The 22,920-nt window shown below is 65.1% G+C and carries 22 protein-coding genes and 1 pseudogene; 8 read left to right on the top strand and 15 right to left on the bottom strand.

Annotated features, from left to right (window positions below; all coding sequences use genetic code 11):
- The 3 genes from H0W65_RS08285 to H0W65_RS08275 all read right to left on the bottom strand — a co-directional run.
- Positions 1-1,928, bottom strand: a 1,928-nt coding sequence (locus H0W65_RS08285) for a chromosome segregation SMC family protein (protein ID WP_294006324.1), incomplete at its 3' end; no start/stop codon positions are given.
- Positions 1,929-1,952: 24 nt separating this feature from the next.
- Positions 1,953-2,720 (bottom strand): thioredoxin domain-containing protein, encoded by a 768-nt coding sequence (locus tag H0W65_RS08280; protein ID WP_294006322.1) that lies wholly within the window; start codon positions 2,718-2,720, stop codon positions 1,953-1,955.
- 5 nt (positions 2,721-2,725) lie between these two features.
- Positions 2,726-3,283 (bottom strand): DUF721 domain-containing protein, encoded by a 558-nt coding sequence (locus H0W65_RS08275; RefSeq protein ID WP_294006319.1) that lies wholly within the window; start codon positions 3,281-3,283, stop codon positions 2,726-2,728.
- Between the two features lie 27 nt (positions 3,284-3,310).
- Between H0W65_RS08275 and H0W65_RS08270 the strand changes: the two genes are divergently transcribed.
- From H0W65_RS08270 to H0W65_RS08260, 3 genes are all read left to right on the top strand, one after another.
- A complete protein-coding gene (locus tag H0W65_RS08270) occupies positions 3,311-4,348 on the top strand; it encodes an A/G-specific adenine glycosylase (RefSeq protein WP_294006316.1) in 1,038 nt (345 codons plus the stop codon).
- Positions 4,338-5,198: an NAD(+) diphosphatase gene (nudC, locus tag H0W65_RS08265; RefSeq protein ID WP_294006313.1), complete on the top strand. Its 861-nt coding sequence runs from the start codon at positions 4,338-4,340 to the stop codon at positions 5,196-5,198. Before H0W65_RS08270 ends, nudC begins: the two co-directional genes overlap by 11 nt.
- Before the next feature lie 67 nt (positions 5,199-5,265).
- Positions 5,266-5,943, top strand: coding sequence for a cytochrome c family protein (locus tag H0W65_RS08260; RefSeq protein ID WP_294006311.1), 678 nt, complete (start codon positions 5,266-5,268; stop codon positions 5,941-5,943).
- Positions 5,944-5,968: 25 nt separating this feature from the next.
- Here H0W65_RS08260 and H0W65_RS08255 read toward each other — a convergent pair whose 3' ends face one another.
- The 6 genes from H0W65_RS08255 to sdhC all read right to left on the bottom strand — a co-directional run bounded on the left by H0W65_RS08255 (position 5,969) and on the right by sdhC (position 12,468).
- Entirely contained in the window at positions 5,969-6,835 is an 867-nt protein-coding gene (locus H0W65_RS08255) for an LOG family protein (protein WP_294006309.1), read from the bottom strand.
- Between the two features lie 42 nt (positions 6,836-6,877).
- A complete protein-coding gene (creD, locus tag H0W65_RS08250) occupies positions 6,878-8,260 on the bottom strand; it encodes a cell envelope integrity protein CreD (protein ID WP_294006307.1) in 1,383 nt (460 codons plus the stop codon).
- A gap of 248 nt (positions 8,261-8,508) precedes the next feature.
- The gene (locus H0W65_RS08245) at positions 8,509-9,687 is read right to left on the bottom strand and encodes a hypothetical protein (protein WP_294006305.1); all 1,179 of its coding nucleotides are present in this window, start codon (positions 9,685-9,687) and stop codon (positions 8,509-8,511) included.
- Positions 9,688-9,878: 191 nt separating this feature from the next.
- On the bottom strand, positions 9,879-11,678 hold the full coding sequence (gene sdhA, locus H0W65_RS08240) for a succinate dehydrogenase flavoprotein subunit (RefSeq protein ID WP_294006303.1): 1,800 nt from the start codon (positions 11,676-11,678) through the stop codon (positions 9,879-9,881).
- Positions 11,678-12,073: a succinate dehydrogenase, hydrophobic membrane anchor protein gene (sdhD, locus tag H0W65_RS08235; RefSeq protein ID WP_294006301.1), complete on the bottom strand. Its 396-nt coding sequence runs from the start codon at positions 12,071-12,073 to the stop codon at positions 11,678-11,680. Before sdhD ends, sdhA begins: the two co-directional genes overlap by 1 nt.
- Positions 12,070-12,468 carry a succinate dehydrogenase, cytochrome b556 subunit gene (gene sdhC / locus H0W65_RS08230; RefSeq protein ID WP_294006299.1) on the bottom strand — a complete coding sequence of 133 codons (399 nt, stop codon included), beginning with the start codon at positions 12,466-12,468 and terminating at the stop codon, positions 12,070-12,072. The genes sdhD and sdhC overlap by 4 nt, the downstream gene beginning before the upstream one ends.
- 148 nt (positions 12,469-12,616) lie before the next feature.
- Here sdhC and H0W65_RS08225 point away from each other — a divergent pair, with 148 nt between their 5' ends.
- The 4 genes from H0W65_RS08225 to H0W65_RS08210 all read left to right on the top strand — a co-directional run bounded on the left by H0W65_RS08225 (position 12,617) and on the right by H0W65_RS08210 (position 16,567).
- The gene (locus tag H0W65_RS08225) at positions 12,617-13,963 is read left to right on the top strand and encodes a methyl-accepting chemotaxis protein (protein ID WP_294006297.1); all 1,347 of its coding nucleotides are present in this window, start codon (positions 12,617-12,619) and stop codon (positions 13,961-13,963) included.
- A 111-nt stretch (positions 13,964-14,074) separates the two neighbouring features.
- Positions 14,075-14,779: an SDR family NAD(P)-dependent oxidoreductase gene (locus H0W65_RS08220; protein ID WP_294006295.1), complete on the top strand. Its 705-nt coding sequence runs from the start codon at positions 14,075-14,077 to the stop codon at positions 14,777-14,779.
- On the top strand, positions 14,769-15,683 hold the full coding sequence (bla, locus tag H0W65_RS08215; protein WP_294006293.1) for a subclass B3 metallo-beta-lactamase: 915 nt from the start codon (positions 14,769-14,771) through the stop codon (positions 15,681-15,683). Before H0W65_RS08220 ends, bla begins: the two co-directional genes overlap by 11 nt.
- Positions 15,680-16,567, top strand: coding sequence for a 50S ribosomal protein L11 methyltransferase (locus tag H0W65_RS08210; protein ID WP_294006292.1), 888 nt, complete (start codon positions 15,680-15,682; stop codon positions 16,565-16,567). The genes bla and H0W65_RS08210 overlap by 4 nt, the downstream gene beginning before the upstream one ends.
- Here H0W65_RS08210 and H0W65_RS08205 read toward each other — a convergent pair.
- On the bottom strand, positions 16,564-17,136 hold the full coding sequence (locus H0W65_RS08205; protein ID WP_294006290.1) for a TrmH family RNA methyltransferase: 573 nt from the start codon (positions 17,134-17,136) through the stop codon (positions 16,564-16,566). The genes H0W65_RS08210 and H0W65_RS08205 overlap by 4 nt on opposite strands.
- 198 nt (positions 17,137-17,334) lie before the next feature.
- Between H0W65_RS08205 and H0W65_RS08200 the strand changes: the two genes are divergently transcribed.
- Positions 17,335-17,682: a YciI family protein gene (locus H0W65_RS08200; protein ID WP_294006288.1), complete on the top strand. Its 348-nt coding sequence runs from the start codon at positions 17,335-17,337 to the stop codon at positions 17,680-17,682.
- Here H0W65_RS08200 and ligA read toward each other — a convergent pair.
- From ligA to H0W65_RS08175, 5 genes and pseudogenes are all read right to left on the bottom strand, one after another.
- Positions 17,663-19,771, bottom strand: coding sequence for an NAD-dependent DNA ligase LigA (ligA, locus tag H0W65_RS08195; RefSeq protein WP_294006286.1), 2,109 nt, complete (start codon positions 19,769-19,771; stop codon positions 17,663-17,665). The genes H0W65_RS08200 and ligA overlap by 20 nt on opposite strands.
- Positions 19,771-20,412 carry a hypothetical protein gene (locus tag H0W65_RS08190; protein ID WP_294006284.1) on the bottom strand — a complete coding sequence of 214 codons (642 nt, stop codon included), beginning with the start codon at positions 20,410-20,412 and terminating at the stop codon, positions 19,771-19,773. The genes ligA and H0W65_RS08190 overlap by 1 nt, the downstream gene beginning before the upstream one ends.
- On the bottom strand, positions 20,399-21,133 hold the full coding sequence (locus tag H0W65_RS08185; protein ID WP_294006282.1) for a dienelactone hydrolase family protein: 735 nt from the start codon (positions 21,131-21,133) through the stop codon (positions 20,399-20,401). The genes H0W65_RS08190 and H0W65_RS08185 overlap by 14 nt, the downstream gene beginning before the upstream one ends.
- A complete protein-coding gene (gene recN, locus H0W65_RS08180; protein WP_294006280.1) occupies positions 21,130-22,782 on the bottom strand; it encodes a DNA repair protein RecN in 1,653 nt (550 codons plus the stop codon). The genes H0W65_RS08185 and recN overlap by 4 nt, the downstream gene beginning before the upstream one ends.
- Positions 22,783-22,801: 19 nt before the next feature.
- Positions 22,802-22,920, bottom strand: a pseudogene (locus H0W65_RS08175) (outer membrane protein assembly factor BamD); the annotation flags it as partial.

Genomic DNA, 22,920 nt, shown 5'->3' with positions numbered 1-22,920 from the left:
CGCTCAGCCTCGGCAAGCGCTGCCTCGAGCGGCGGCAACTGGCGGTCAATCTCGGCGAGCCGGTTGGCACGCAGTAGGCGCTCGGCCGCCGCCGCGCCGCCGCCGACACTGACAAATCCGTCCCAGCGCCGCATTACACCGTCGCGAGTCACCAGCCGCTGCCCGACCGCGAGCGGCTGACCTATGTCCTCATCGGCCACTCCGACCTGCGCTAGCCGCCGATGCAGCGCGGCGGGCGCTTCGACATGGTCGAGCAGCCGTTCCAGCCCCCCGGCCAGCGTCGGATCGCCGGGTGCGGATTCACTTCCCTGCCAGCGGCGTGGTCCATCGCGCCCCAGCCCCGCCTCAATATCTTCGCCAAGCGCAGCCGCCAGTGCCCGCTCATATCCCGGCGATGCCTTTAGGTCGGTCAGCGCCGCCCCGCCGCCGTGCGCCAGCGCCCGCGCAAGCGCTTCACGCTCGGCCCGCGCCGCGCTCAGCGCCGCTCGCGTTTCGGCCAGCCGGCTTTCGCCCGCGTCTCGTGCTTTGGCCGCTTCGGAGCGGCCCGCCTCGGCTTCGGCCAGCACCCGCTCCGCCTCGGCCAGGGTCGTTGCAGCGGCCTGGCCCTCGGCCTTGGCCGCCGCAATCGCCGCTTCCTCGGTGGCACCGTCTCCCAGATTCGCCAATAGTCCCGCCAGCCGCTCTCCCTCGGCCGCCACCCGCGCCACCTGGCTGCGCGCGGCGTCGAGCGCGGCGTCGGCAATCCGCCGCTCAGCCCGCGTCGCGGCTTCCTGAGCGAGCAGCGCGGCCAGTGCCGTCTCTGCTTCGCGCGACCCGCCCTCGGCGGAGGTCAGTTCCGCCGCAATATTGGCGGCGATCGTCTCGGCATCGGCCAGTCGCGCCTCGATCGAGCGCCGTTCGTCGTCGAGCCCGGCGATGGCGCTGGCGGCATCCGCCTTGAGCGCCTGCTCGCGCGCGGTCTCTGCGCCGATCGAACGGGCAAGCCGTTCGAGCTCGGCCAACCGCCGCACAACCGTGTCACGCCGCGCCCGCGCGGTGGCCAGCGCATGGGCGATCGTTCGCCCTGCCTCGCGCGCAGCGACCGCTGCCTCGCGCCGCTCGGCCAGGACCGCCGTGGCCTTTTCCTGAAGCATTTGACCGACCTGCACGGCGTCCTGCAGTCGGGCGACCTCGCCGCCGCTGGCCTTAGCTTGTTCGGCGGCGACCGTGGCAGCGCGGTCGGCCTCGGCCCAGCGCGCGTGGAGCAGTTTCGCTTCGCCGAGCCTTATCTTGCCGGTCAGCGCACGATAGCGCTCGGCCGCGCGCGCCTGTCGTCGCAGCGCCGACGCCCGCGCTTCCTGGTCGGATAATATTTCGTCGAGCCGCTGAAGGTTGACCTCGGTCGCGCGCAATTTCTGCTCGGCATCCTTGCGCCTCGCATGGAGGCCGGAAATTCCCGCCGCCTCCTCCAGCATCATGCGCCGTTCGACCGGCTTGGCGGCGATCACCGCGCCGATCCGCCCCTGGCTGACCAGCGCGGGGCTGTGCGCCCCGGTAGCGGCGTCGGCGAACAGCAGCGAGACGTCCTTCTGACGAACGTCGCGGCCGTCGATTCGGTAGGCCGATCCGGCGCCGCGCTCGATCCGGCGGGTGACCTCGCTCTCGGCGAGCCGATCGTCATCGTCGGCGGCGCGCTCGATCAGCAGCGAGACTTCGGCAAAGTCACGCGCTGAGCGGGTCGCGGTGCCGGCGAAGATGACATCCTCCATGCCCCCGCCGCGAAGCGATTTCGGGCTGGCCTCACCCATCACCCAGCGGATCGCCTCGAGCAGGTTGGACTTACCGCAGCCGTTGGGCCCGACGACCCCGGTCAGCCCCGGCTCGATGCGCAACTCGACGGGTTCGACGAAGCTCTTGAATCCGCTGAGTTTCAGCCGGCGGAAACGCAAGTTGCAGTCTCCCGTTCGCTCATCCTAGCCGGCCAGCGCTTCCTTGATCTTGGTTTCGAGAGTCGGCCATACTTGGGCTTCGGTCACCGGCCCCAGTTCGACCATGGCGCTATTGATTATAAAGGTCGGGGTGCCGGGGAACTTGGGATATTGGGTGATCGCGTCGCTGTTGATCTGCACCAGCTGATTGACTGCCGCTTCATCGGCAAGGCACGCATCGGCCTTGGCGCGCGGCACGCCGCGCAGCGAAGCGAACTGCTTTAAACCGGCTAGGTCGGCGATGGTCGAGAATTTCTGTGCCGGGGCCATCGCTTCCAACGCCTGCATCTGCGCCTGGTCGGCGGCCTGAAGCTTGCCGATCCAGTTCGATTGGTCGGCGTAGAGGTTGCGCGTCAGCCCGAAGAAGGAGGATTCGCCGCCGCAGCGCGCGATCAGCGACGCGGTCAGGTCGAACTGGTCGCGGACGTAATTGCGGAACTCGAACGAAACCAGGCCCTTCTTCACATAATTATCGATCAGCGGCTTGGTACCCGCTTCATCGAACGCGGCACAGTGAGGGCAGGTCATTGACCCATATTCGACCAGCTTCACCTTGGCATTGGGATTGCCCATGATGAAACCGCCCTCGGCCGTCTTCGACACGATCGCCGACCAGTCGCCATTGTTCGGCGCCGGAACAGCCTTGGCGGTGACTTCGGGGCCGGGGCCGGTCGCCTTGGCGCCCTTTTCGGCATTGCAGGCGGCGCTGGCGAGGATCGCCGAGGCGGCGATGATCAGATGGGGGATCTTCATATCGTTCAATCGCTCCGAATAGTGACAGGTGTGGGAATTGGCGGGATCGACTCGATCGCGGGCTTGCCGGTCGAACCGGCGAGACTCGCGGCGAGCGATTCGAGACACAGGCGAAGCTCGGGGTCGGCGATGCGGCGCAGGCCCTCACCAAGCTCGCGCGGCACTGGTGCCGGAACCCGACGTATCGGCTGCGCGGCGTCCTTGGGTGCGCGTCCTTGGCGAAAAGCGATCCTGGCGACGGCCTCATAGCCGAAGAAGCGGTTGACCCGTTCGGTGATCAGCGGTGCTAAATGCTGGATCAGCGGAGCGTGAGCGCCCTCGACGCTGAGCGTCAGCGTGCCGCCCGACTTCTTGCCGCCTGGAAAGCGGATCGATTCGGGAGTCGAGACCTTGGCATAGCGCTCGCCGACGATTTCGGCCCAGCGGCTGACGACCGCGCTTTGCACGAAGCCGAAGCGCTTGAAGCTGACCCCGGCGATGTCGGCGACCAGATCCCCGGCCGAGCGTGCATGGCCGCGGCGCGGCGCATCGGTCTTTGAATCGGAACGCGGGGACTTCGCCATCGCTTTCGACCATGCCATAGGGTTTTGATGCCCGCCAGTGCCGCATCGCGGCTTCCCGACCAAATGCGTGCCGCGAAACGGCTTCTTCGATACTATGATGCGCACGCTCGCGCTTTGCCGTGGCGCAGTGCCCCGGGCGCGCCGCCGCCGGCCCCGTACATCGTCTGGCTAAGCGAGGTCATGCTGCAGCAGACGACGGTGGCCACGGTCAAGCCGCGTTTCCGTCGTTTCATCGACCGATGGCCGACAGTCGAGGCGCTTGCTAGCGCACCTGACGCCGACGTGCTGCAGGAGTGGGCGGGGCTCGGCTATTACGCCCGGGCACGAAATCTGATCGCCTGCGCCCGCGCGATCGCGGGGATGGGCAGATTTCCGACGACCGAGGCTGAGTTGCGCAAGCTCCCGGGCCTTGGTGCCTACACCGCCGCGGCGGTGGCCGCGATCGCCTTCGGCGAGCGGGCGGTGGTGGTCGACACCAATGTCGAGCGGGTCGTGGCGCGGGTTCATGCCGTCGACCGACCCATCGCCGAGGCCCGGACCGAGATCCGGGCGTTCGCATCATCGATGACCCCCGCCGAGCGACCCGGTGACTACGCCCAGGCGGTGATGGATTTGGGTGCAACTATTTGCCGACCGATGCGTCCCAATTGCGCAGCCTGCCCGCTTTCGGACGACTGTCGCGCGTTCGCCAGCGGCAACCCGGAAAGCTTCCCCGCTCCCAAGGTCAAGCGTGACCGCCCCCACCGCCACGGCCTCGTCTGGTGGATTGAGCGCGGCGACGCGATCTGGCTCGTCCGTCGGCCGGCCCGGGGAATGCTCGGCGGGATGGCGGCGCTACCGGGGCCGGAGTGGGGCGACGACGCGCCGTCCGGCCAGAGCCTCGTGGCTGTCGACCATGGCTTCACCCATTTCAGCCTGACCCTGCAAATTGCGTCGCGCGCCACGCCGCCCGACGACGAGGGCTGGTGGCACCCGATAAACCGCGTCGGCGATGCGGGTTTGCCAACACTCTACGCCCGTGCCGTCGAGGCTGTCTTGGCCCGAAAGGAAAGTCTTGCCGCCTGATCCCTTCTTCGCCGGCCCGGGCCTCGACCGCGCTGACCATTTGCGCGCCAACCCGGCCGCAATTTCCGCGCTCGCCGCCCATGCCGAAGCGCGCGCCCTCGCGTGGGACAACGGCGCCCCGGCCCTGGATCCCGACGGGCGGCTGGCATGGCAAGCGATTGAAGGAGAGCCTGAGCTGTTCCTCGGTCTCGACCGTGACGCGCCGCGCTTCTCCGCCCTGCCCGACGGCGCGGTGCCGATCGACGCGCGCGCGCATTTCACGCTGCTGACCATGCTCCGCACCGACGAAGCTCCGACTTTCGCCGCCGCGCTGAGCCTTGCCAACTGGCACCGGCGCCATGGCTTTTGCTCAGTCTGTGGGACGGGCACCGCGCCTAATCGCGGCGGGTGGTCGCGCGCCTGCCCATCGTGCGGGGCCGAACATTACCCGCGCGCCGACCCGGTCGTGATCATGCTCGCCGAGCATGACGGCCGCCTGCTGCTTGGCCGCCAGCCGCACTATCCGCCAGGCCGCTATTCGGCGCTAGCCGGCTTTGTCGAACCGGGCGAGACGATCGAGGCGGCGGTCGCGCGCGAACTATTCGAGGAAGCCGGGATCGAGGTCCGCGACACCCGCTACATCGCCAGCCAGCCGTGGCCCTTCCCGTCGTCGCTGATGATTGGCACACACGCGACGGCGATCGGCGATTCGCTGACCATCGACCATAATGAACTCGACGACGCCCGCTGGTTCACTCGTGATGAAGTGCTATCCGCGCTGGCCGGAGAGTCCGCCGCGCCATTCCAAGCGCCGCCGCATTCGGCCATCGCCCGCACCCTCCTCGAGCATTGGGTCGACGGCTTGAAGTAACCCGGCCGCCGCCTTAAAGGCGCTTCCAACTTATCTTTCCTTCCACGGCAAGGCCGAACGGGGTTTCATGCAAGACCGCAACAATACCATTGCCGGCTGGGTCCTGTTCGCTGGCATCGTCGCCTTGGGCGGCTCGATCGTAACCGGCGAAATGTTCCATAGCGAAAAGCCCGAGGAAGGCGGTTACAAGATCGAAGGCGTGGTTGTGGAAGGCGAAGGCGCCGCGGTCGAGAAGCCGATCGATTTCTCGGTCGCCGACGCGACCAAGGGTGAGCAGGTGTTCAAGAAATGCACCGCCTGCCACAATGCCGACAAGGGCGGCGCCAACGCGCTAGGCCCCAATTTGTGGAACGTCATCGGAGAGCCGATCGGTAAGGGCGCGGGCGGCTTCGCCTTCTCCGAAGCGCTGGCCGGAAAGGGCGGCGCGTGGGACTTTGCCTCGCTGAGCGACTGGCTGTCCAACCCGAAGAAGTTCGCGCCAGGCACCAAGATGACCTTCGCCGGCCTCGCCAATCCCGAGGATCGCGCCAACGTCATCGCCTTCCTCAACCAGCATGGCGACGCGCCCAAACCGCTCCCGGCGGCACCCGCCGCCGCCGCCCCTGCGGCAGGCGACAAGGCCGCCGCCGAAGCAGCCGGTGCCGGCGCCGAAAAGGCGGCCAACGAGCCGGTGCTCAACGAAGCGCAGGCCGCCAAGGGCGGGCAGAAGAACGTCGGTGGGGACGCCGCGAAGATCAGCCAATAGGGCTAAGATCCAGCCGCATGCCTGGCTATCGCTCAGCCACCTCATAGTGGCTGCAGACGGCGTCCCACGCTTCGTCGGCCGTCTCGCACCAGGTAATAAGATCAAGGTCGGCAGGCGAAATTACCCCTTCCTCGGCAAGTCCCTGGAAGTCGACCACCCGCTCCCAAAATTGCTTGCCGAATAACAGGATCGGCAGCGGCCGGACCTTGCCGGTCTGGATCAGCGTCAACAGCTCGAACATTTCGTCGAACGTCCCGAACCCGCCGGGGAACACCGCCACCGCACGGGCGCGGAGCAGGAAATGCATCTTGCGCAGCGCGAAATAATGGAACTGGAAACTCAAATCCGGCGTGACGTAGATGTTGGGCAGCTGCTCGTGCGGCAAGACGATGTTGAGGCCGATCGACTCCTGCCCGGCCTCCATTGCGCCGCGGTTGGCCGCCTCCATGAACGACGGCCCGCCGCCCGAGGTGACGACGAAGTGACGCTTGCCGTCCTCGTCGACCGGGAAGCGGCTGACTTTTCCCGCCAGCTCCTTGGCGATATCGTAATAATGCGATTTAGCGACCAGCTTTTCGGCGACCTTCCGGTCCCAATCGGTCCGCGCCATGTCGAGCAGAGCCTGCGCCTTGGCCGGCTCGGGAACTCTCGCGGACCCGTAGAAAACGAAGGTCGAGGCGATATTGGCCTCGCTCATCAGCAGTTCGGTCTTGAGCAATTCCAGCTGGAAGCGGACCGGCCGCAAATCCTCGCGCAGCAGGAAGTCGGTGTCCTGAAAGGCAAGCTTGTAAGCCTCGCTCTCGGTTTGCGGCGAGGAGGGGACATGCTTGGCGGCGGCAGCGTCGACCTTGGAAGTCGGGAAAATCCGCTTGGGAGGTTTGGGATCGGTCATCGGGGAGCGGCCTTACCTGTAGCCGCTCCCCTCGACCAGTCCCTACGCGGGTGCTGTCCCGCTCCAATCGATCCGCCGAGTGGCGAACATCACCCCGCCCAGCGCGACGAACAACAGTATCGAACCGATCAGCAAGCTGAACGCCTCGAGCCCAAGCAATATATAGAGCACGGCGTAGAGCCCGATCAGCAGCCCGCCGATGACATAGCCGCGCTTCCAGCTGCCGAGCACCGCGGCGGAATAGGCTGTGTTCAACCCCGCGATCGCCGCCGAGGCGACGATGTAGGCGGCGGTGAAACCGATCACTTCGGCGAAGGCCAGCAACAGCACGAAGAACAGCACGATCGCCGCCCCCATCAGCAGATATTCGACCGCCGTCACCCGGACCCCGCCGATGATGTCGAACATCAGCAGCGCGAGGAAGGTGAAGCCGATGAACAGAAAGCCGTACTTGGTCGCGCGATTGACGCGCGAATAAAGGTCGACCGGCTGGATTAGATCGATCGACGCGATTTCGGTTCCGCCGGGGGCGGGCGCCACGGCAGCGTATCGCCCGTCGCTTGCGGTGCTTGCGGTGATGTCGCTCGAACCCTTGTCGCCGGTCGACACCAGCGCCCGCCCGAGCGCGAGGTTGCCGATGCGATAGTCGGCGGTGAAGCCCTCAGCGCCGAGCGTCCGCGCGCCCGGCAGGAACGAGCCGCCGAACGACGGATGCGGCCACGCGCTGCTCACTGCCCAATGAGTATCGCCAGCGTGCGGCGCCAGCGCCAGCGAGCTGTTGCCGCGGAAATCATAGTCGAAGGCGACCATCAACGGCCGGCCATTGAGCGGGGCCGCATCGACGAAGGCGAAGAAGCCGCGCCCCGGCCCGCTGCCGCCGCCCGGCTGCAGCCTCACCGCACGGCCCTCGACGCGGACGCGGGGATTAGCGCCGAGCCCGCGCGGATCGCTGATCCCGAAACGCAATTCGGCGCGGCCGAGGTCGAGGGTGGCGGGGTCGAGGCCATAACGCGCGAGATCGGGTGGGAAGGCGAACCGCGCCGAGCCGGCGATGTTCGCATCATAGACCACCGCCTCATAAATCGATCGCTTGCGCAGCTGGGGCGTGACCTTGGTCTTCATCTCGACCGCCTCCGGCTCAAGCGTGAGTTCCTTGATCACGTTGCGCGTACGCTTGACTGTCTTGCCAAGGCCGTCCGAAATTTCGGTCGCCGTTGTGCGGTAGGGGATGACCAGAACCGGCCCGCTGATCGACTGCTGACCACCCCACCCCTCGGTGATCGAGGCGCGGGCCTCATCCGACTGGCTCTGCCGGTCATAGACCAGCAACCAGGTCGAAAAAAGCGGGATGGCAAGCGCCAGCCCGATCAGGATCGCGAGCAGCAGTTTCCTGCCTGGCGAGCGTTGTCCGTCCGATGCGTACATGTGCACGACTCCTCCGTTGAATTCGATTCGTCTACGCAAATGCACGACTCATCGCAACCATTCATCGACAAAAAAGAACGTTTCGTCGCTGACCGGACCTTGCGACGCGATGAAAAAGGCGAGCGGATCGCTCCGCCCGCCCAAAAATCGCATCCGAATATTCTAGTAAACCCGCGCCTTAGTTCAATCTTTCGATGTCTTCAGTCAGCCCTGAAGCTTTGGACCGGATTCCTGCCGCCTTTCGACGATCAACGTCGGCCGTTCTGCCTCAGCTGCGCGATCGCATAAGTAAGAGCGGAATCGCGCCCTGACCTAACGGCACCCCAATTGGGCGGGCGGGATACGTCGGGCTTCAAAGCTGCGATGTTGGTCGGCCAGAACTGGTAATAAAGCGTTGAGACGGACACTCGCAAATTCGACTGCGGAAGGGTGATCATCCCGTTTTCCTGATAGCCATTGGGCCGAGCGCCGATGGGCTCTCCGACCAAGGTCGCTTTCAGATCGCGCTTGAAATCGATCGCGTTCGTCATCGCCGCCGAAAAAGTGTGGCGGCCGACGAGCACATATAGATGGCCCGGTGCCATAAGCGTTGCTCGACGCCGGATTTCGGGGATGATGAAGCGCCTCGGAAGGGTGAAGTTTCCGCCACCATTGAAGCGAAGGTCAAAGACCAGGGCTTTGGCGCCGACGGCATCGACATGGTCGAACAGCGCGCGAGCATTTTCTGCGAGGTCCGAGTAATTACGGAAATTGACGTAAACCGCTTTCGTGCCCGGCAGATCGGTGAACCAGAATGACTGGTCGGTGTGAGTGCGGGACAGCGGGAGGGGCGTGATTTCTCGCCAGTCGATCGAAGTGCCAGCTGGCACCGAAGGAATGACCAAATCGATGGGACGACCCCCGTCGCGTTGCAGCGTGAAGTTCGCCCCGTCAACGTCGTGCGCAATGCCGGTTGCAAAAAGGTTTTCGGCAACCACGAGTTTGCGCGGTTGCTGATCCCGGATCCACCATTGATTCTCGGCCTGAGAAATCAGCGGCAGGACTCTTCGCTGCGCCTCTGCAATCGGGGTTCCATCAATCGCAAGAACGCGCGCACCAATCGCTTTTTCAAAGCCCGCTCCAGCTCGAATAACGCGTATCTCGCCGTCCAGGTACATGAGCTCCAACGGATAGGACCGAAAGAGGCCCATCGTGGAAAGACCGCTGTGACCGTCGCCCAAGGAGGCAACAAGCCGCTGAATGCCGACAACGATCGCGGGATCGCTCCCGTGCTCGGCAAGCTTCAGGAGGCGGGCAACTTCGCGCCCGAATTCAGCTTTCGACGTGTGATGGAACGCGTTCTTATGCGTCTTGGGTACCGCATCGGCCAGTAGGCGGATGTCGGATTGCCACTGCGCCGGCGTAAGGTGCGGAATTTCGGCGCGCACGCTCGTTCCCGTGACAGCCAGCCACAACAGGAAGCCGACTGATAACCACCATCGCGTGCTTCTATCGTTCGCGCTGCGAGGCCTCACCATAATCAACTCCGATATCGCTAGAATATTAGCTAAACGATTGCTGACGCATCGGACAGAGTGCCGTCAAAAAAAGCCATATTCCGTGGACGGCAAATATATGATCAGTAAACCCGCGCCTTCGGCTGGATGTACGCAACATCGTCGGTCAGCGTGTAGGTGTGGACCGGGCGGTAATCGATGGCGACCGCGCCGCCGCTCCCGCCCCAGCCATCGAAGGTCGCGATCGTGTGTTTCATCCAGCCCTCGTCGTCGCGCTTGGGGAAATCCTCGTGCATGTGCGCGCCGCGGCTTTCGTGGCGATTGGCGGCCGAGTGCATCGTCACCACCGCTTGCGAAATCATATTGTCGAGTTCGAGCGTTTCGATGAGGTCGCTGTTCCAAATCAGGCTGCGGTCGGTGACGCGGACGTCAGCCATACGCCTATACACCGCATCGATCTTCTGGACGCCCTCGGCCAGCGTGGCGGTCGCGCGGAACACCGCGCAGTCGGCCTGCATGGTGCGCTGCATGTCGGCGCGGATCGCCGCTGTCGGCGCCCCGCCGTTCGCGTTGCGGAACTTGTCGAGCCGCGTCAGCGAAAGGTCTGAGCCGTCCTTCTTGACCTCGGGCTGTGCGGCACCGGGCTTGATCACTTCCGCCAGGCGAAGTCCGGCAGCGCGGCCGAACACGACCAGATCGATCAGGCTGTTCGAGCCGAGGCGGTTGGCGCCATGAACCGACACGCACGCCGCCTCGCCGACCGCGAACAGGCCGGGGACGACCGAGTCGGGATTGCCGTCCTTGAGCGTGACGACCTCACCGTGATAGTTGGTCGGAATTCCGCCCATCGTATAATGGACCGTCGGCGCCACCGGCAGCGGCTGGCGGGTGAGGTCAACGCCCGCGAAAATCTTGCCGGTCTCGGTAATGCCGGGCAGCCGCTCGGCCAAAATCTTCGGATCGATATGATCGAGATGGAGGTAGATATGGTCTTTGTGGTCGCCGACCCCGCGGCCCTCGCGGATTTCCATCGCCATCGATCGTGACACGACGTCGCGGCTGGCCAGATCCTTCGCGGAGGGTGCGTAGCGCTCCATGAACCGCTCGCCCTCGGAGTTGGTCAAATACCCACCTTCGCCGCGCGCGCCCTCGGTGATCAGCACGCCCGCGCCGTAAATCCCGGTCGGGTGGAACTGGACGAATTCCATGTCCTGCAGCGGCAGGCCGGCGCGAAGCACCATCGCATTGCCGTCGCCGGTGCAAGTGTGGGCGCTGGTCGCGGTGTAGTAGATGCGGCCGAACCCGCCGGTCGCTAGCACCACCGCCTGCGCGCGGTAGCGGTGGATCGACCCGTCATCGAGGTTCATCGCGACCACGCCGCGGCACTCTCCGCCCTCCATGATCAGGTCAAGCGCGAAATATTCGATGAAGAAGTCGGCGTCGTAGCGAAGGCTCTGCTGATAGAGCGTGTGGAGCATGGCATGGCCGGTGCGGTCGGCGGCGGCGCAGGTCCTGAGCGCGGGCGGCCCCTCGCCCATATTCTGTGTCATGCCGCCGAATGCGCGCTGGTAGATTTTCCCTTCGTCGGTGCGGCTGAACGGCAGGCCGGCATGCTCCAGCTCGTAGACCGCCGCCGGAGCCTCGCGGCACAGATATTCGATCGCGTCCTGGTCGCCGAGCCAGTCGGACCCCTTGACCGTGTCGTACATGTGCCATTGCCACTGGTCCGGCCCCATGTTGCCGAGGCTGGCGGCGATTCCGCCCTGCGCCGCGACCGTGTGGCTGCGGGTCGGGAAGACTTTGGTGATATTGGCGGTCTTCAGCCCCTTCTCCGCCGCGCCCATCGTCGCGCGAAGGCCGGCTCCCCCGGCGCCGACAACGACGACGTCGTAGATATGGTCGACGACCTTGTAGGCGCTCATCAGGCGGCGGCTCCGAACGCTATCCTGGCGAGCGCAAACAGCGATGCCGCAGCCCCGGCGACCGCCGCCATGGTCAGTGCAAAATGGACCGCGACGCGGTTGCCCTCGTCATGAACATAATCGTCGACCGCGACCTTCAAGCCGTCGAGCCCATGCTTGAACGCGGTGAGGATGAGCAGCGCCATCGGCACCGCGCCCCACGCGCCGCGCAGCCATTCGGTCAACGTCTGCCGGTCGAGAGCTGGCAGCATCGTCAGCGAGAAAATGAGCCACAGCGAGAGCAGAGCTAGCGCGACGCTCGTAAACCTTTCCTCCAGCCAATGATGTCCGCCGTGCCCCGACGGACCAAGGCCTTCGACCTTCCCCATCGGCATGGTGTTTTCGCTCAGGCTCATTTGCCGACTCCCAACAGGATGTACCAGGTCGCCGCGGTCGCGAACAAAGAAGCGACCAGCGTCATCACCGCCCAGAATCGATTGACCTTGAGCTCATAGCCCGCGCCGGTATCAAGCGTCAGATGGCGAAGGCCCGAGAAGAAATGTTGCCAAAACGCCCAAGTCAGCCCCGCGAGCACAATCAGGCCGGCCGGATGTCCCGCCACTTTGGCGAATTCGGCATAGCTTGCCTCGCCCCCGGCGATCGCCGCCAGCCACCAGCCGAGGATCGCCAGTCCGGCCACGGTCAGCGCCCCACCGGTCACGCGGTGAAGGATCGAGACCAACATCCCCAGCCCCCATTTCCAGATGGTCAAGTGCGGCGATAAGGGCCGCGGGGGGTGCGTGCTGCTCATGGGTCGTAAAATCCCGCCAGGAAAAAGCTGCTGATCCCCTAGGCAGCATCGGCCGGACTGGCAAGATTGGCGCCATAGGCTAACCCGCCCTTAACCAATGCCGGGCCATAGCCGTCCCACAAGTACTGGCAGACTGGGATTTTGATCGATGGCGAATGTGGTTCGGGGAACGTCGAGCGGCGACTATGATCTGGCGCGGGGGCTCAGCCTCTATGACACGACCGCCGACCTGCCGGCTCGCGCCCGCGAGCTGTGGAGCCATGTCTCCGCCGATGGGATTGTGATGGCGCGCGAACTGTGGCGCAGCTACGCCCAGTCGCCCGAGGTGCACGACCGGTTCGACGAGGCTAAGATCGACGAACTCGCCGCCCGCATCGCCCCCTACATCGCCTCGAAATTCCAGAAGCTCGACCAACCCGAATGGACCGCGCAGGCGCGCGGCTATGTCGAGCGCGCGCTCGGCGCGGGGCTGACCCTGTCGACACTGCTGGTCGGAGTCGCCGCCGAGACCGAAGCCGCCTTCGCCGCAATCCGCCGCCAGATCCGAGATGAGGCCGAGCAAGTTCGCCTCGCCCGCACCCTGTCCGAAATCCAGGCAATCCAGATCGACTGCTTCATCCATCACGCGATCACGATAACCCGCGACGAAAGCAACGTCCGCCAATCGCAGCACGCCGAAGAGTTCAACCGCAAAGTGATGAGCGTCGTGTCCAAATGCACCAAGGAAAGCGATGAGCTTCGCGCCCAGGCGTTGATCACCTCATCGTCAGCCCGCGGCATGCTCGGCAAGACCAGCGAAGTCGCCGCCGCGGCCGAACAGTCGGCCGTCGCAATGCGCGAAGCAGCGCAGACCGCCGCCGGCCTGATCCGCGCGATCGAGGACGCCCGCTCCGAAGTCGAAGTGGCATCGGGGGTCGCGACCCGCGCCGGCGGCCAGGCCGAAAAAGCGGTCGAGGTCAGCCGCGCCCTCTCCAATCATGTCGAGGCGATCGAATCGATCCTCGGCCTGATCCGCGACATCGCCGGCCAGACCAATTTGCTGGCGCTCAATGCCACGATCGAGGCGGCTCGCGCCGGCGACGCCGGCCGCGGCTTCGCGGTCGTCGCTCAGGAAGTGAAGTCGCTTGCCAGCCAGACGGCGCGCGCGACCGACGATATCACCGCCAAGATCAGCGCGATCACCGCTGCTACCCGGCAGACGGTCGAGGCCAACGGATCGATCCAGTCGACCGTCGAGGAAGTCCAGACCTCGGCCGACCGCATCCGCCAGGCGATGGAGTTGCAGGCCCAGACCGTGACGATGATCACGGCTGCAGTCGATGAAACGGCATTGGCGGCCGACTCGATGAGCTCGACCATCGCCGCGATCCGCAGCGACACCGAAACCGTCGCCAAGGACATCGACAGCGTCGAGCAGGGCTTCGGCCGCTTCAACGAACAGATCGAGGATTTCCGCGCGACCACGCACGAATTCGTTACCCGGCTCGCCAGCTGACGCTCTGCCCGCGCCGCGGCTGCGGCAACCATATGATGCGAGCCTGATTCACACCATCGGCGGAAGCGCGGAGCGCTTCCACCTCAGACGATCAGGCTCTAGGTGGGGGCCATGAACATTCTGATCACCGGCGCAAGCCGCGGCATCGGCGCCGCAACCTTTAATCTCTTCCGCTCGAATGGTCATGCCGTCGCCGGCCACTCCACCGCCGGCAGCGACGATCTGATCGCAGCCAATTTCACCGACCCCGCAAGCCCGCGAACATTGTGGGAAGCCGCGGTGGAACGGCTCGGTCACGTCGATGTGCTAGTCAACAATGCTGGCATCTACGAAGGCATTCCGGACGACGCGCCGGAGGAGGAATGGCATGCCGCTTGGGCGCGCACGCTGATGGTCAACCTGCAGGCCACGGCCGATCTCAGCCGCCTGGCGGTCGCGCATTTCCGGGCGAGAGGCTCGGGCGGCCGGATCGTCAATATTTCCAGCCGCGCCGGCCATCGCGGTGATTCGCCCGATCATTGGCATTATGCAGCATCGAAGGCGGCGATCCTCGGTATGACCAAGACCATCGCTCGCGGCTACGCGCGGGAGAACATCCTCGCCTTCGCCGTCTGCCCCGGCTTCACCATGACCGGAATGGTCGAGGACTTCATGGCCAGCCGCGGGATCGGTGATCAAGTCGTCGCGGAAATCCCGCTCGGCCGCGTTTCCACCGCCGACGAAGTCGCCGAAACTATCCGCTGGCTCGCCATTGACGCGCCCGCGGCATCGACCGGCTCGATCGTCGACGTCAACGGGGCCAGCTATGTTCGCTAGTCTGGTCTTGCTCGCGCTGGCGGCCCAGCAGATAACCATTCCGCTTGGCAAAGCTCCGCGTAAAATCGAGCGCCCGAAGGCCTTGATCGAGGAATCGGGACCCCAATGGGCCGCGGCCTGCGGCGATTCGACCGATTGGGACCAGCCTGCCCCGCCGGTCAGAATCCACGCCAACACCTATTTGGTCGGCACCTGCGGCATTTCCGCGATCCTGGTGACAGGCAGCGAAGGCCATGTGCTGATCGACGGCGGCACGGAAAAAGGCGCGGAGGTCGTCGCCGGCAACATCCGCTCGCTGGGCTTTAGACTGCGGGACGTCAAATATCTGCTCCATAGCCACGAGCATTTCGACCATGTCGGCGGGATCGCGCGGCTCCAGCAATTGACCGGCGCCACGCTGGTTGCTTCGGCGCCCGCGAAGAAGGTGCTGGACACCGGCCTTCCCAGCACCGACGATCCGCAGGCCGGCATGCACAAGCCCTTTCCCGCGGCCAATGTCGGCCGCGTCGTCAAGGATGGCGATACGGTCCGCTTCGGCAACCTCATGCTGACCGCCATGACCACGCCCGGTCATACGCCGGGCGCCTTGAGCTGGCGTTGGGAAAGCTGCGACGGCGGGGTTTGCCGGACGATGGTCTATGCCGACAGCCTGTCGCCAATCAGCCTCGACGATTATCGCTTTTCCGACCATCCGGCCTATTTGGCCGCCTACCGCGCCTCGATCGCCAAGGTCGCCGCCAGCCGCTGCGAGATATTGCTGACTCCGCACCCGTCGGCGAGCGCGATGAAGGAGCGGATGACGGGCAAGCAGCCCTTGTTCGATATCAGAGGCTGCCGCGACTATGCCGCTGCTCTGACCAAGCGCCTCGACGAGCGGCTGGCAAAGGAAGCCGCCTCGAAATGAGTTGGCGCGTCACGCTCGACTGCACCCGGGCCGAAGCGGAGGCGCTGCCCGACAGCGAACACCTATTTCCGTTCTCGGACTTTCCGCCCGTATTCGTTGCCGACGAGCCCGATCCCCATGCTCCCGACAACTGGCGCATCCACGCCTATTTCGCCGACCGCCCATCGGTCGAGGAGCTCGAGCGCCTCGCCACGCTAGCTGCAAACGCCGACTCGCGGATCGAGCAACTCGGCGAGGAGGATTGGGTCAGCCAAAGCCAGTCGGGCCTCGAGCCGATCCGCGCCGGGCGCTTCTTCGTCCACACCCCGAGCCATGCGCCCGATCCCACCGCGATCAATTTCGAGATCGATGCGGGGCTTGCGTTTGGAACGGGGCAACACGCCACCACCGCCGGCTGCCTCGCCGCGCTCGACCGGTTGGAGAAGGCTGGCAAGCGCTTCACCAACATCGCCGACATCGGCACCGGCACCGGCTTGCTGGCGTTCGCCGCGCTCAAGCTGTGGCCCGGAGCAAGAGGCATCGCCACCGACATCGACCCGATCAGCATCGACGTCTCGCAGGACAACGCCCGCATCAACCACGTGAAGATCGGCCACGCGCCGGGCGAAATCCTCCTCGCGGTCGCCGACGGCATGGACCACCCAATGCTGGCTACCCGAGTCCCCTTCGACCTCCTCATCGCCAACATTTTGGCAGGCCCGCTGATCGAGCTAGCCCCTGCCTTCGTCAAAGCCGTCGCGCCCGGCGCCACTTTAGTGCTGGCGGGCCTGCTCGACACGCAAGCCGATGCGGTCATCGCAGCCTATGAAGCAGAGAGTATGAAGGTGCTTGAACGGGGTGCAGAGGAGTGGTGCGTATTGGTGCTCGTCGCGCCCTTCCGCTAGCGATCGTCGATGATCAGCCGGTGCGGATCGACCTGTTGATCGATCGGAATGGGCTTGCGGTAGTTCCGTTTCTTGAACTTGCTCTGATATTCGCGCCGCTGCTTCGTCACTTCATAGAGCACGATCCCCGATGAGGTGCCCAAGTTGAGGCTTTCGATCATCCCGTACATGGGGATGGCGATGCACATTACGCTCGCGTCGGCGGCCTCGTCGGTGATCCCTCGGCCCTCATTGCCGAACCATACCGCGAGTTTTGTATAGGCCGCGAAGTCGGCCTCATGCAGAATCTCATTGCGATGCCCTTTGCGGTGCGGCGAGGTGACGATCGAGGTGAAATTATTCTTCTGCAGATGGTCGAGGCACTCCCTCGTCGAATCAAATCGCTTAACAAAGGTCCATTTGACGGCCGATACGGAGGTCGAGCTTAGAGAGCGTTGTTCCCGAAGATCCTGCCAGTCATCCGAAAGCGAACGCTTTGGATCGACGACATAGACCTTCTCAACGCCCAGAGCGTTCAGGTTGCGGATGACCGTCCCGATATTCCTGATCTCGTCAGGGTCTTCGATCACGGCGATTAAATTCTTGCATCGGAACGACCGGATCGTATCGGCCCGCTTGCGCACGCTTGGTTTACTGGGCTTCTTTTCGCCGCCAGCGTCTTTCTGGCCAATATCAGTGTTCATTGCCCCACTATATTTCCGCGCGGGCCCTTGGATAGCCCTCCGCAGAAACTATCTTCCCGCCTTAGGCAGTGAAGGGACCGCTGGATGCCAAAATTTGTGACAATCGGCTATGGTGACGAGGCCGGGTATAAGCAGACCGACCCAAATGTTCGAACTGCCGCTCATGCCAACGATCAGGAGCTATTGAAGCGCGGTGCCTTGATTGGGATTGCCGGAAAACCGGTCCAAGTGCGCAATCCAGAAGCGAAGGGCATTAAGACTCAGGATGGCGCTTATTTGTCCTCGTCCTTGCCGATTGCTGGGTTTGCCGTGATCGAAGCCCGCGACCTTGATGAAGCCACCCAGATGGTTGGACGATCGCCGTGCGCGGTTGCGCATGGAGTGATTGAAGTGTGGCCATTGGATGAAATAACTAAGCTCCCGTCACAATAGCCGCCCATTCGGCCTCGTTGATTACCCGCACCCCCAGCTCCGCCGCTTTCTTGAGCTTCGAGCCCGCGCCGAGGCCGACAACGACCAAATCCGTCTTGGCACTGACCGATCCCGCCGCTCTCGCCCCCAGTCGTTCCGCCTGCGCCTTGGCCTCATCCCGGCTCATGGTTTCGAGGGTGCCGGTAAAGACGATGGTCTTGCCGGACCATTCGGTCGTTCGCGCGGTCGAGACGTAGGCGGCGGGTTTGGCGAGGCTCAGCAAATCTGCCAGCGCGTCGCGATTATGCGGCTCGTGAAAGAAGTCGGCGAGCGCTTCGGCGACCACCGGCCCGACGCCCTCGACCGCCGACAGCTCGGCTTCGGCCCCCTCCCCGGTCGCTGCCGCCTGCAGCGCCTTGACTGTCCCGAACGCCTTCATCAAATCCTTCGCCGTCACCGAGCCGACATGGCGGATACCGAGGCCGAACAGGAAGCGGGCCGGATCGAAGCCGACCCGCGCCTCGATCGCCGCGAGCAAATTGTCGACCGACTTTTCCTTCCACCCCTCGCGCCTGATCAGCTCGTCGCGGTGCGCCTTAAGCCGGAAGATGTCGGCCGGGCCGTGGAGCCAGCCGAGTTCGGCGAATTCGACGATGCTCTTTTCGCCCAGCCCGTCGATGTCCATCGCCCCGCGCGAGATGAAATGCTTCAGCCGCTCGATCCGCTGCGCCGGGCAGATCAGCCCGCCAGTGCAGCGCACATCGACCTCGCCCTCCTCAGCGACCGCCTCGGACCGGCATTCGGGGCAATGGTCGGGAAAGACGTAGGGGTCGCGCTGCTCCTCCCTCGTCAAATTCTCGACCACCTGCGGAATGACGTCGCCGGCGCGCTGGATGCGCACCCGGTCGCCGACGCGTAAGGCCAGCCGCGCGATCTCGTCGCGGTTGTGGAGCGTGACGTTCTGCACGATCACCCCGCCGACGCCGACCGGCTTCAGCCGCCCGACCGGGGTCAGCTTGCCGGTCCGCCCGACCTGGATGTCGATCGCTTCCAGCGTCGTCTCGGCCTTTTCCGCCGGGAATTTGTGCGCCAGACCCCAACGCGGGGCGCGCCCGACCTGGCCGAGCCGTTCCTGCCAATCGAGCCGGTCGACCTTGTACACCACCCCGTCGATATCGAACGGCAGGTCGGCTCGCGCGGCCTCGATCGCGGCATATTGAGCGAGGCCTTCCTCGACCGACCCGACCTCCCGCAGCAGGTCGCTGACCGGGAACCCCCAGCCCGCGAGCCGAGCCATGGCTTCGCCTTGGGTATGGCCCAGCGGCTCGCTCATCTCTCCCCAGCCATGAGCTAGGAAGCGCAGCGGGCGGGCCGCGGTCACAGACGGGTCCTTTTGCCTCAGCGACCCCGCCGCGGCATTGCGCGGATTGGCGAAAATCTTGCCGCCCGCCTTTGCCTGACGCGCGTTCAGGGCGGCAAAATCCTCCTTCGCCATATACACCTCCCCGCGCACCTCGATGATGACGGGAATTTCCTGTTCTCCGGCGAAGGCCGGAGTCCAGGGCGCTGCGTCAGCAGCGCTTGCGCGCTGCCCTGGACCCCGGCCTCCGCCGGGGAACAGGGATTGAGGGACGTCGGCAATCGTCCGCACATTGGCGGTGACGTCCTCGCCGACGTTGCCGTCACCGCGCGTCGCCGCCAGGACCAGCGCGCCTTTCTCATAGCGCAGCGAACAGCTCAACCCGTCGATCTTGGGTTCGGCGGTCAGCGCGACAGGCTCGTCAGCCGGCAAGCTGAGAAATCGCCGCACCCGCCCGAGGAACTCGCGCACTTCCTCGTCGGTGAACGCATTGTCGAGGCTGAGCATCGGCCGGGAGTGCGCAACCTTGGCGAGGCTCGACGTCGGCGCCGCGCCCAACCGCTTCGAAGGCGAATCGGCTCGGACGAGGTGAGGATATTGCTCTTCCAGCGCGCGGTTCTCGCGCACCAGCGCATCATAAGCGGCGTCCGAAATCTCCGGCGCGTCACGGTCGTGATACAGCTTGTCGTGGCGCGCGATGTCCCTCGCCAGCCGCATCAACCGATTGGCGGCGTCGGCTTCGTCACCCATCAGAAGGCCACCCGCTCGGGCGGCGGCTGCTCATCGAACGCGTGCTTCGCATAGGGCCCGTCGCGCTCTACCCAATGAAGGAATAGATGCGCCGACCATTTATTGGGATTGGGCGTGGTCCGGCCATGATGGCGATGGACGCCTTGGTAAAGCACCGCGTCGCCCGGCTCCATCGGCACCGATCGCATTTCGTCGGCCTCATCGAACTGAACATCTGTGCGCTCATAAGGCTCCGCCACGACGCGCCGGCCCACCTCGAGCGGCCACGAAATGCCGTCGCTGTAGGCGAGGGTCAGCGAGACGCTATGCTCGCACGACGGCCGGTCGCCGTGGACCTTGCAGATGTCGCCCTGCCGATAGAGCCGGAAATAAGTGTAGGTCGGCAACAGATCCTCGCCGACCAACTCGCGCACCGCCGGAGTCATGCCCCACAGGAAGAACATCATCGGCGGATAGTGATGCCCATATAGCTCGGCCGCCTTGCCGCCCAATAGCGGGCTATCGCGTTCAAGCTGCGAAAGCTGGATGCCTTGGCGTGCCAGGTCAGACTTCAGACGGGCGAGGAAACCGGTCGCCACCTCGCGCGGCACGAAACCGGGCAGCGCCTGATAGCCGTCCGATCGGTAGTCACCCTGCTTCATTTTCGCCGGATTCCAGGCACTCGCGAAGGAAGGCCGTCACACTGGCCCAGCTGCGTCGCGCTGCGCGCTCGTTGAAGTGGACGCCGGGGATGCCTAGCGCGTTCGCGCCAGGATTGGTGAAGCCGTGGACGACATGGCCATAGGCGTGGATTTGCCAATCGCAGCCGGCCTCGGTCAGCTCCTTACCGAGCGCGACGACATCCGCAGGCGGGACCATCGAGTCGTCCCAGCCGTGGAAGGCGACGACCTTGGCCGCGATCGGCTGGGGCGGCAGTCCGGGCGGGTCGAACAATCCGTGGAAGGCGGCGACGCCGGCGATGTCGGCGCCGCTGCGCGCAAGGTCGAGCGCGCATAGCCCGCCGAAGCAATAGCCGATCGCCGCGACCCGCGACCAGTCGACTTCGGCCTGCGCAAGCATCGCATCGAGCAGGGCGGTGACCCGCCGCCGCAGTGCTGCGCGATCGCCCTTCAACCGGCCCAGCTCGCCGAACATCACGTCGCGTTCGCTGCCGCGGAATGCCTTACCGAACAGGTCGGCGACCATCGCGCCATAGCCGAGCGCATTGAGCTTGCGGCCAAAGCCTTTTTCGAGGTCGCTGACCCCCATCACCGTCGGGAAGATCAGCACCGCCGGCGCCGCGCCGGGCCCCTCCGCCGGAAGCCACAGACTTTCCAGCGCCTCGCCTTCAAAATCCGTCGCCACAGTCCGTTGATCAATCATATTACCTCCAGCAATTTCGTAGCCTGCGCACGCGCCTCATTCGTAACTTCGGCGCCCGACAGCATCCGCGCAATTTCCTCGCGCCTTTCGCTAGCCGACAATTTGCGCACGGTCGTCCGCGAACCCGCATCGCCATGATTTTTTTCGATATGATAGTGGTGCATCGCTCGCGCCGCGACCTGGGGCGAATGGGTTACGACGAGGACCTGCGACTTCTCCGCCAGCCGCGCCAGCCGCTCGCCGATCGCGCTCGCTACCGCGCCACCGACGCCGCGGTCGATCTCGTCGAAGATCATTGTCGCTGCATCCCCCGCCTCGGCCAAGGCGACTTTTAACGCCAGGATGAAGCGCGACAACTCGCCGCCACTGGCGATGCGCGTCAGCGGCCCGAACGGCGCGCCGGGGTTGGTCGACACTTGAAATTCGGCGCGGTCGGTCCCCGAAGGTCCTGGTTCGGTCTGTGCAAGCGCGGTGCGGAAGCGGGCGGCGTCGAGCTTGAGCGGCGCAAGTTCCCCGGCAACCGCCAAGTCGAGCCGGTTGACCGCCTCGACCCGCCCCTCCGACAGGGTTTTGGCAGCCAGATCATAGTCGTCCTGCGCGAGCGACAGCGCACGCTCTAAATCCGCGACGGCCCCCTCGCCGCTGTCGATAGCTTGGCGCCGTTCACGCAATTGACCAAGCAGCCCAGGCAATTGGTCGGGCTCGACGCGATGCTTGCGAGCGATGCCGCGAATGTCGAATAGCCGCGCCTCGGCCGCTTCGAGATCGATGGGCGAATGGGCCAGCACGCGCCGCGCTTCCTCGACCTTCTGTTCGGCCTCGGCGGCTTCGATCGTCGCCCGGTCGGTCGCCGCCAGCGCCTCGACGAGCAACGGATGCGCGTCGGCGATCCGCTCCAACCGCCGTGCCGCCTGGCGAAGCTGCGACAATCCACCCTCCGAACCCGAATAATGCCCGTCGAGCGCGGCCAGATCGTCCTCGATCCGCGCCGCCGCTTTCATTTGCTGGCGGGTGGCGGCCAGCTTCAGCTCCTCCCCCTCCTCGACATCGAGCGCGGCGATTTCGTCGATCGAGAAATCGAGCCATTCGCGGTCGCGGGTCGCGTCGACCAGCGCCTGTCGCTTCGCCGCCAGTTGACGCTCGACTTCGGCAAGCCGCGCCCACATGCGTTCGACATTTCCCGTGTCGAGGCGCCCGAACGCATCGAGCAGCGCGCGGTGACCCCTGGGGTTGAGCAGCCCGCGATCGTCATGCTGGCCGTGGATTTCAACGAGCCCCGCGGCAAGGTCGCGCAGGACCGACGCAGATACCGCCCCGCCCCCGGCGAAGGCGCGGCTGCCGCCGTCGGCCTTGAGCGTTCGGCGGAGCAGCAGCGGCTCGCCCGGCTCGCACCCGATTCCCTGGTCATCGAGCATCTCGAACGCAGCGTGGCTCGATGGAAGGTCGAACTCCGCCGCGACGCTCGCTTGCATCTCGCCCGAGCGCACCAGTCCGGTGTCGGCCCTCATGCCTAGCGCCAGCCCCAAACTGTCGAGCAGGATCGACTTGCCCGCTCCGGTCTCGCCGGTCAGCACACCAAGTCCCGGCTCGAATTCCAGGTCGAGCCGGTCGATCAGCACCACGTCGCGGATCGACAGCTGCCTCAGCATCGGCGCGCCGTCGCTCGGGTCAGCTTTGCGGCGCCGCCGGCGCGTGCCGCGAAATCAGACTGTAGCTGCGCTTGTACCATTTGCTGCCAGGATAGTTGGCGCCGAGCACTGCGGCCGACTTCTTCGCCTCATCGGGCA

This window comes from Sphingomonas sp. (assembly GCF_013816785.1).
Taxonomy (GTDB): domain Bacteria; phylum Pseudomonadota; class Alphaproteobacteria; order Sphingomonadales; family Sphingomonadaceae; genus Sphingomicrobium.
The sequence above is the reverse complement of the archived record's forward strand: the minus strand, read 5'-3'. Positions and strand labels throughout refer to the sequence as shown.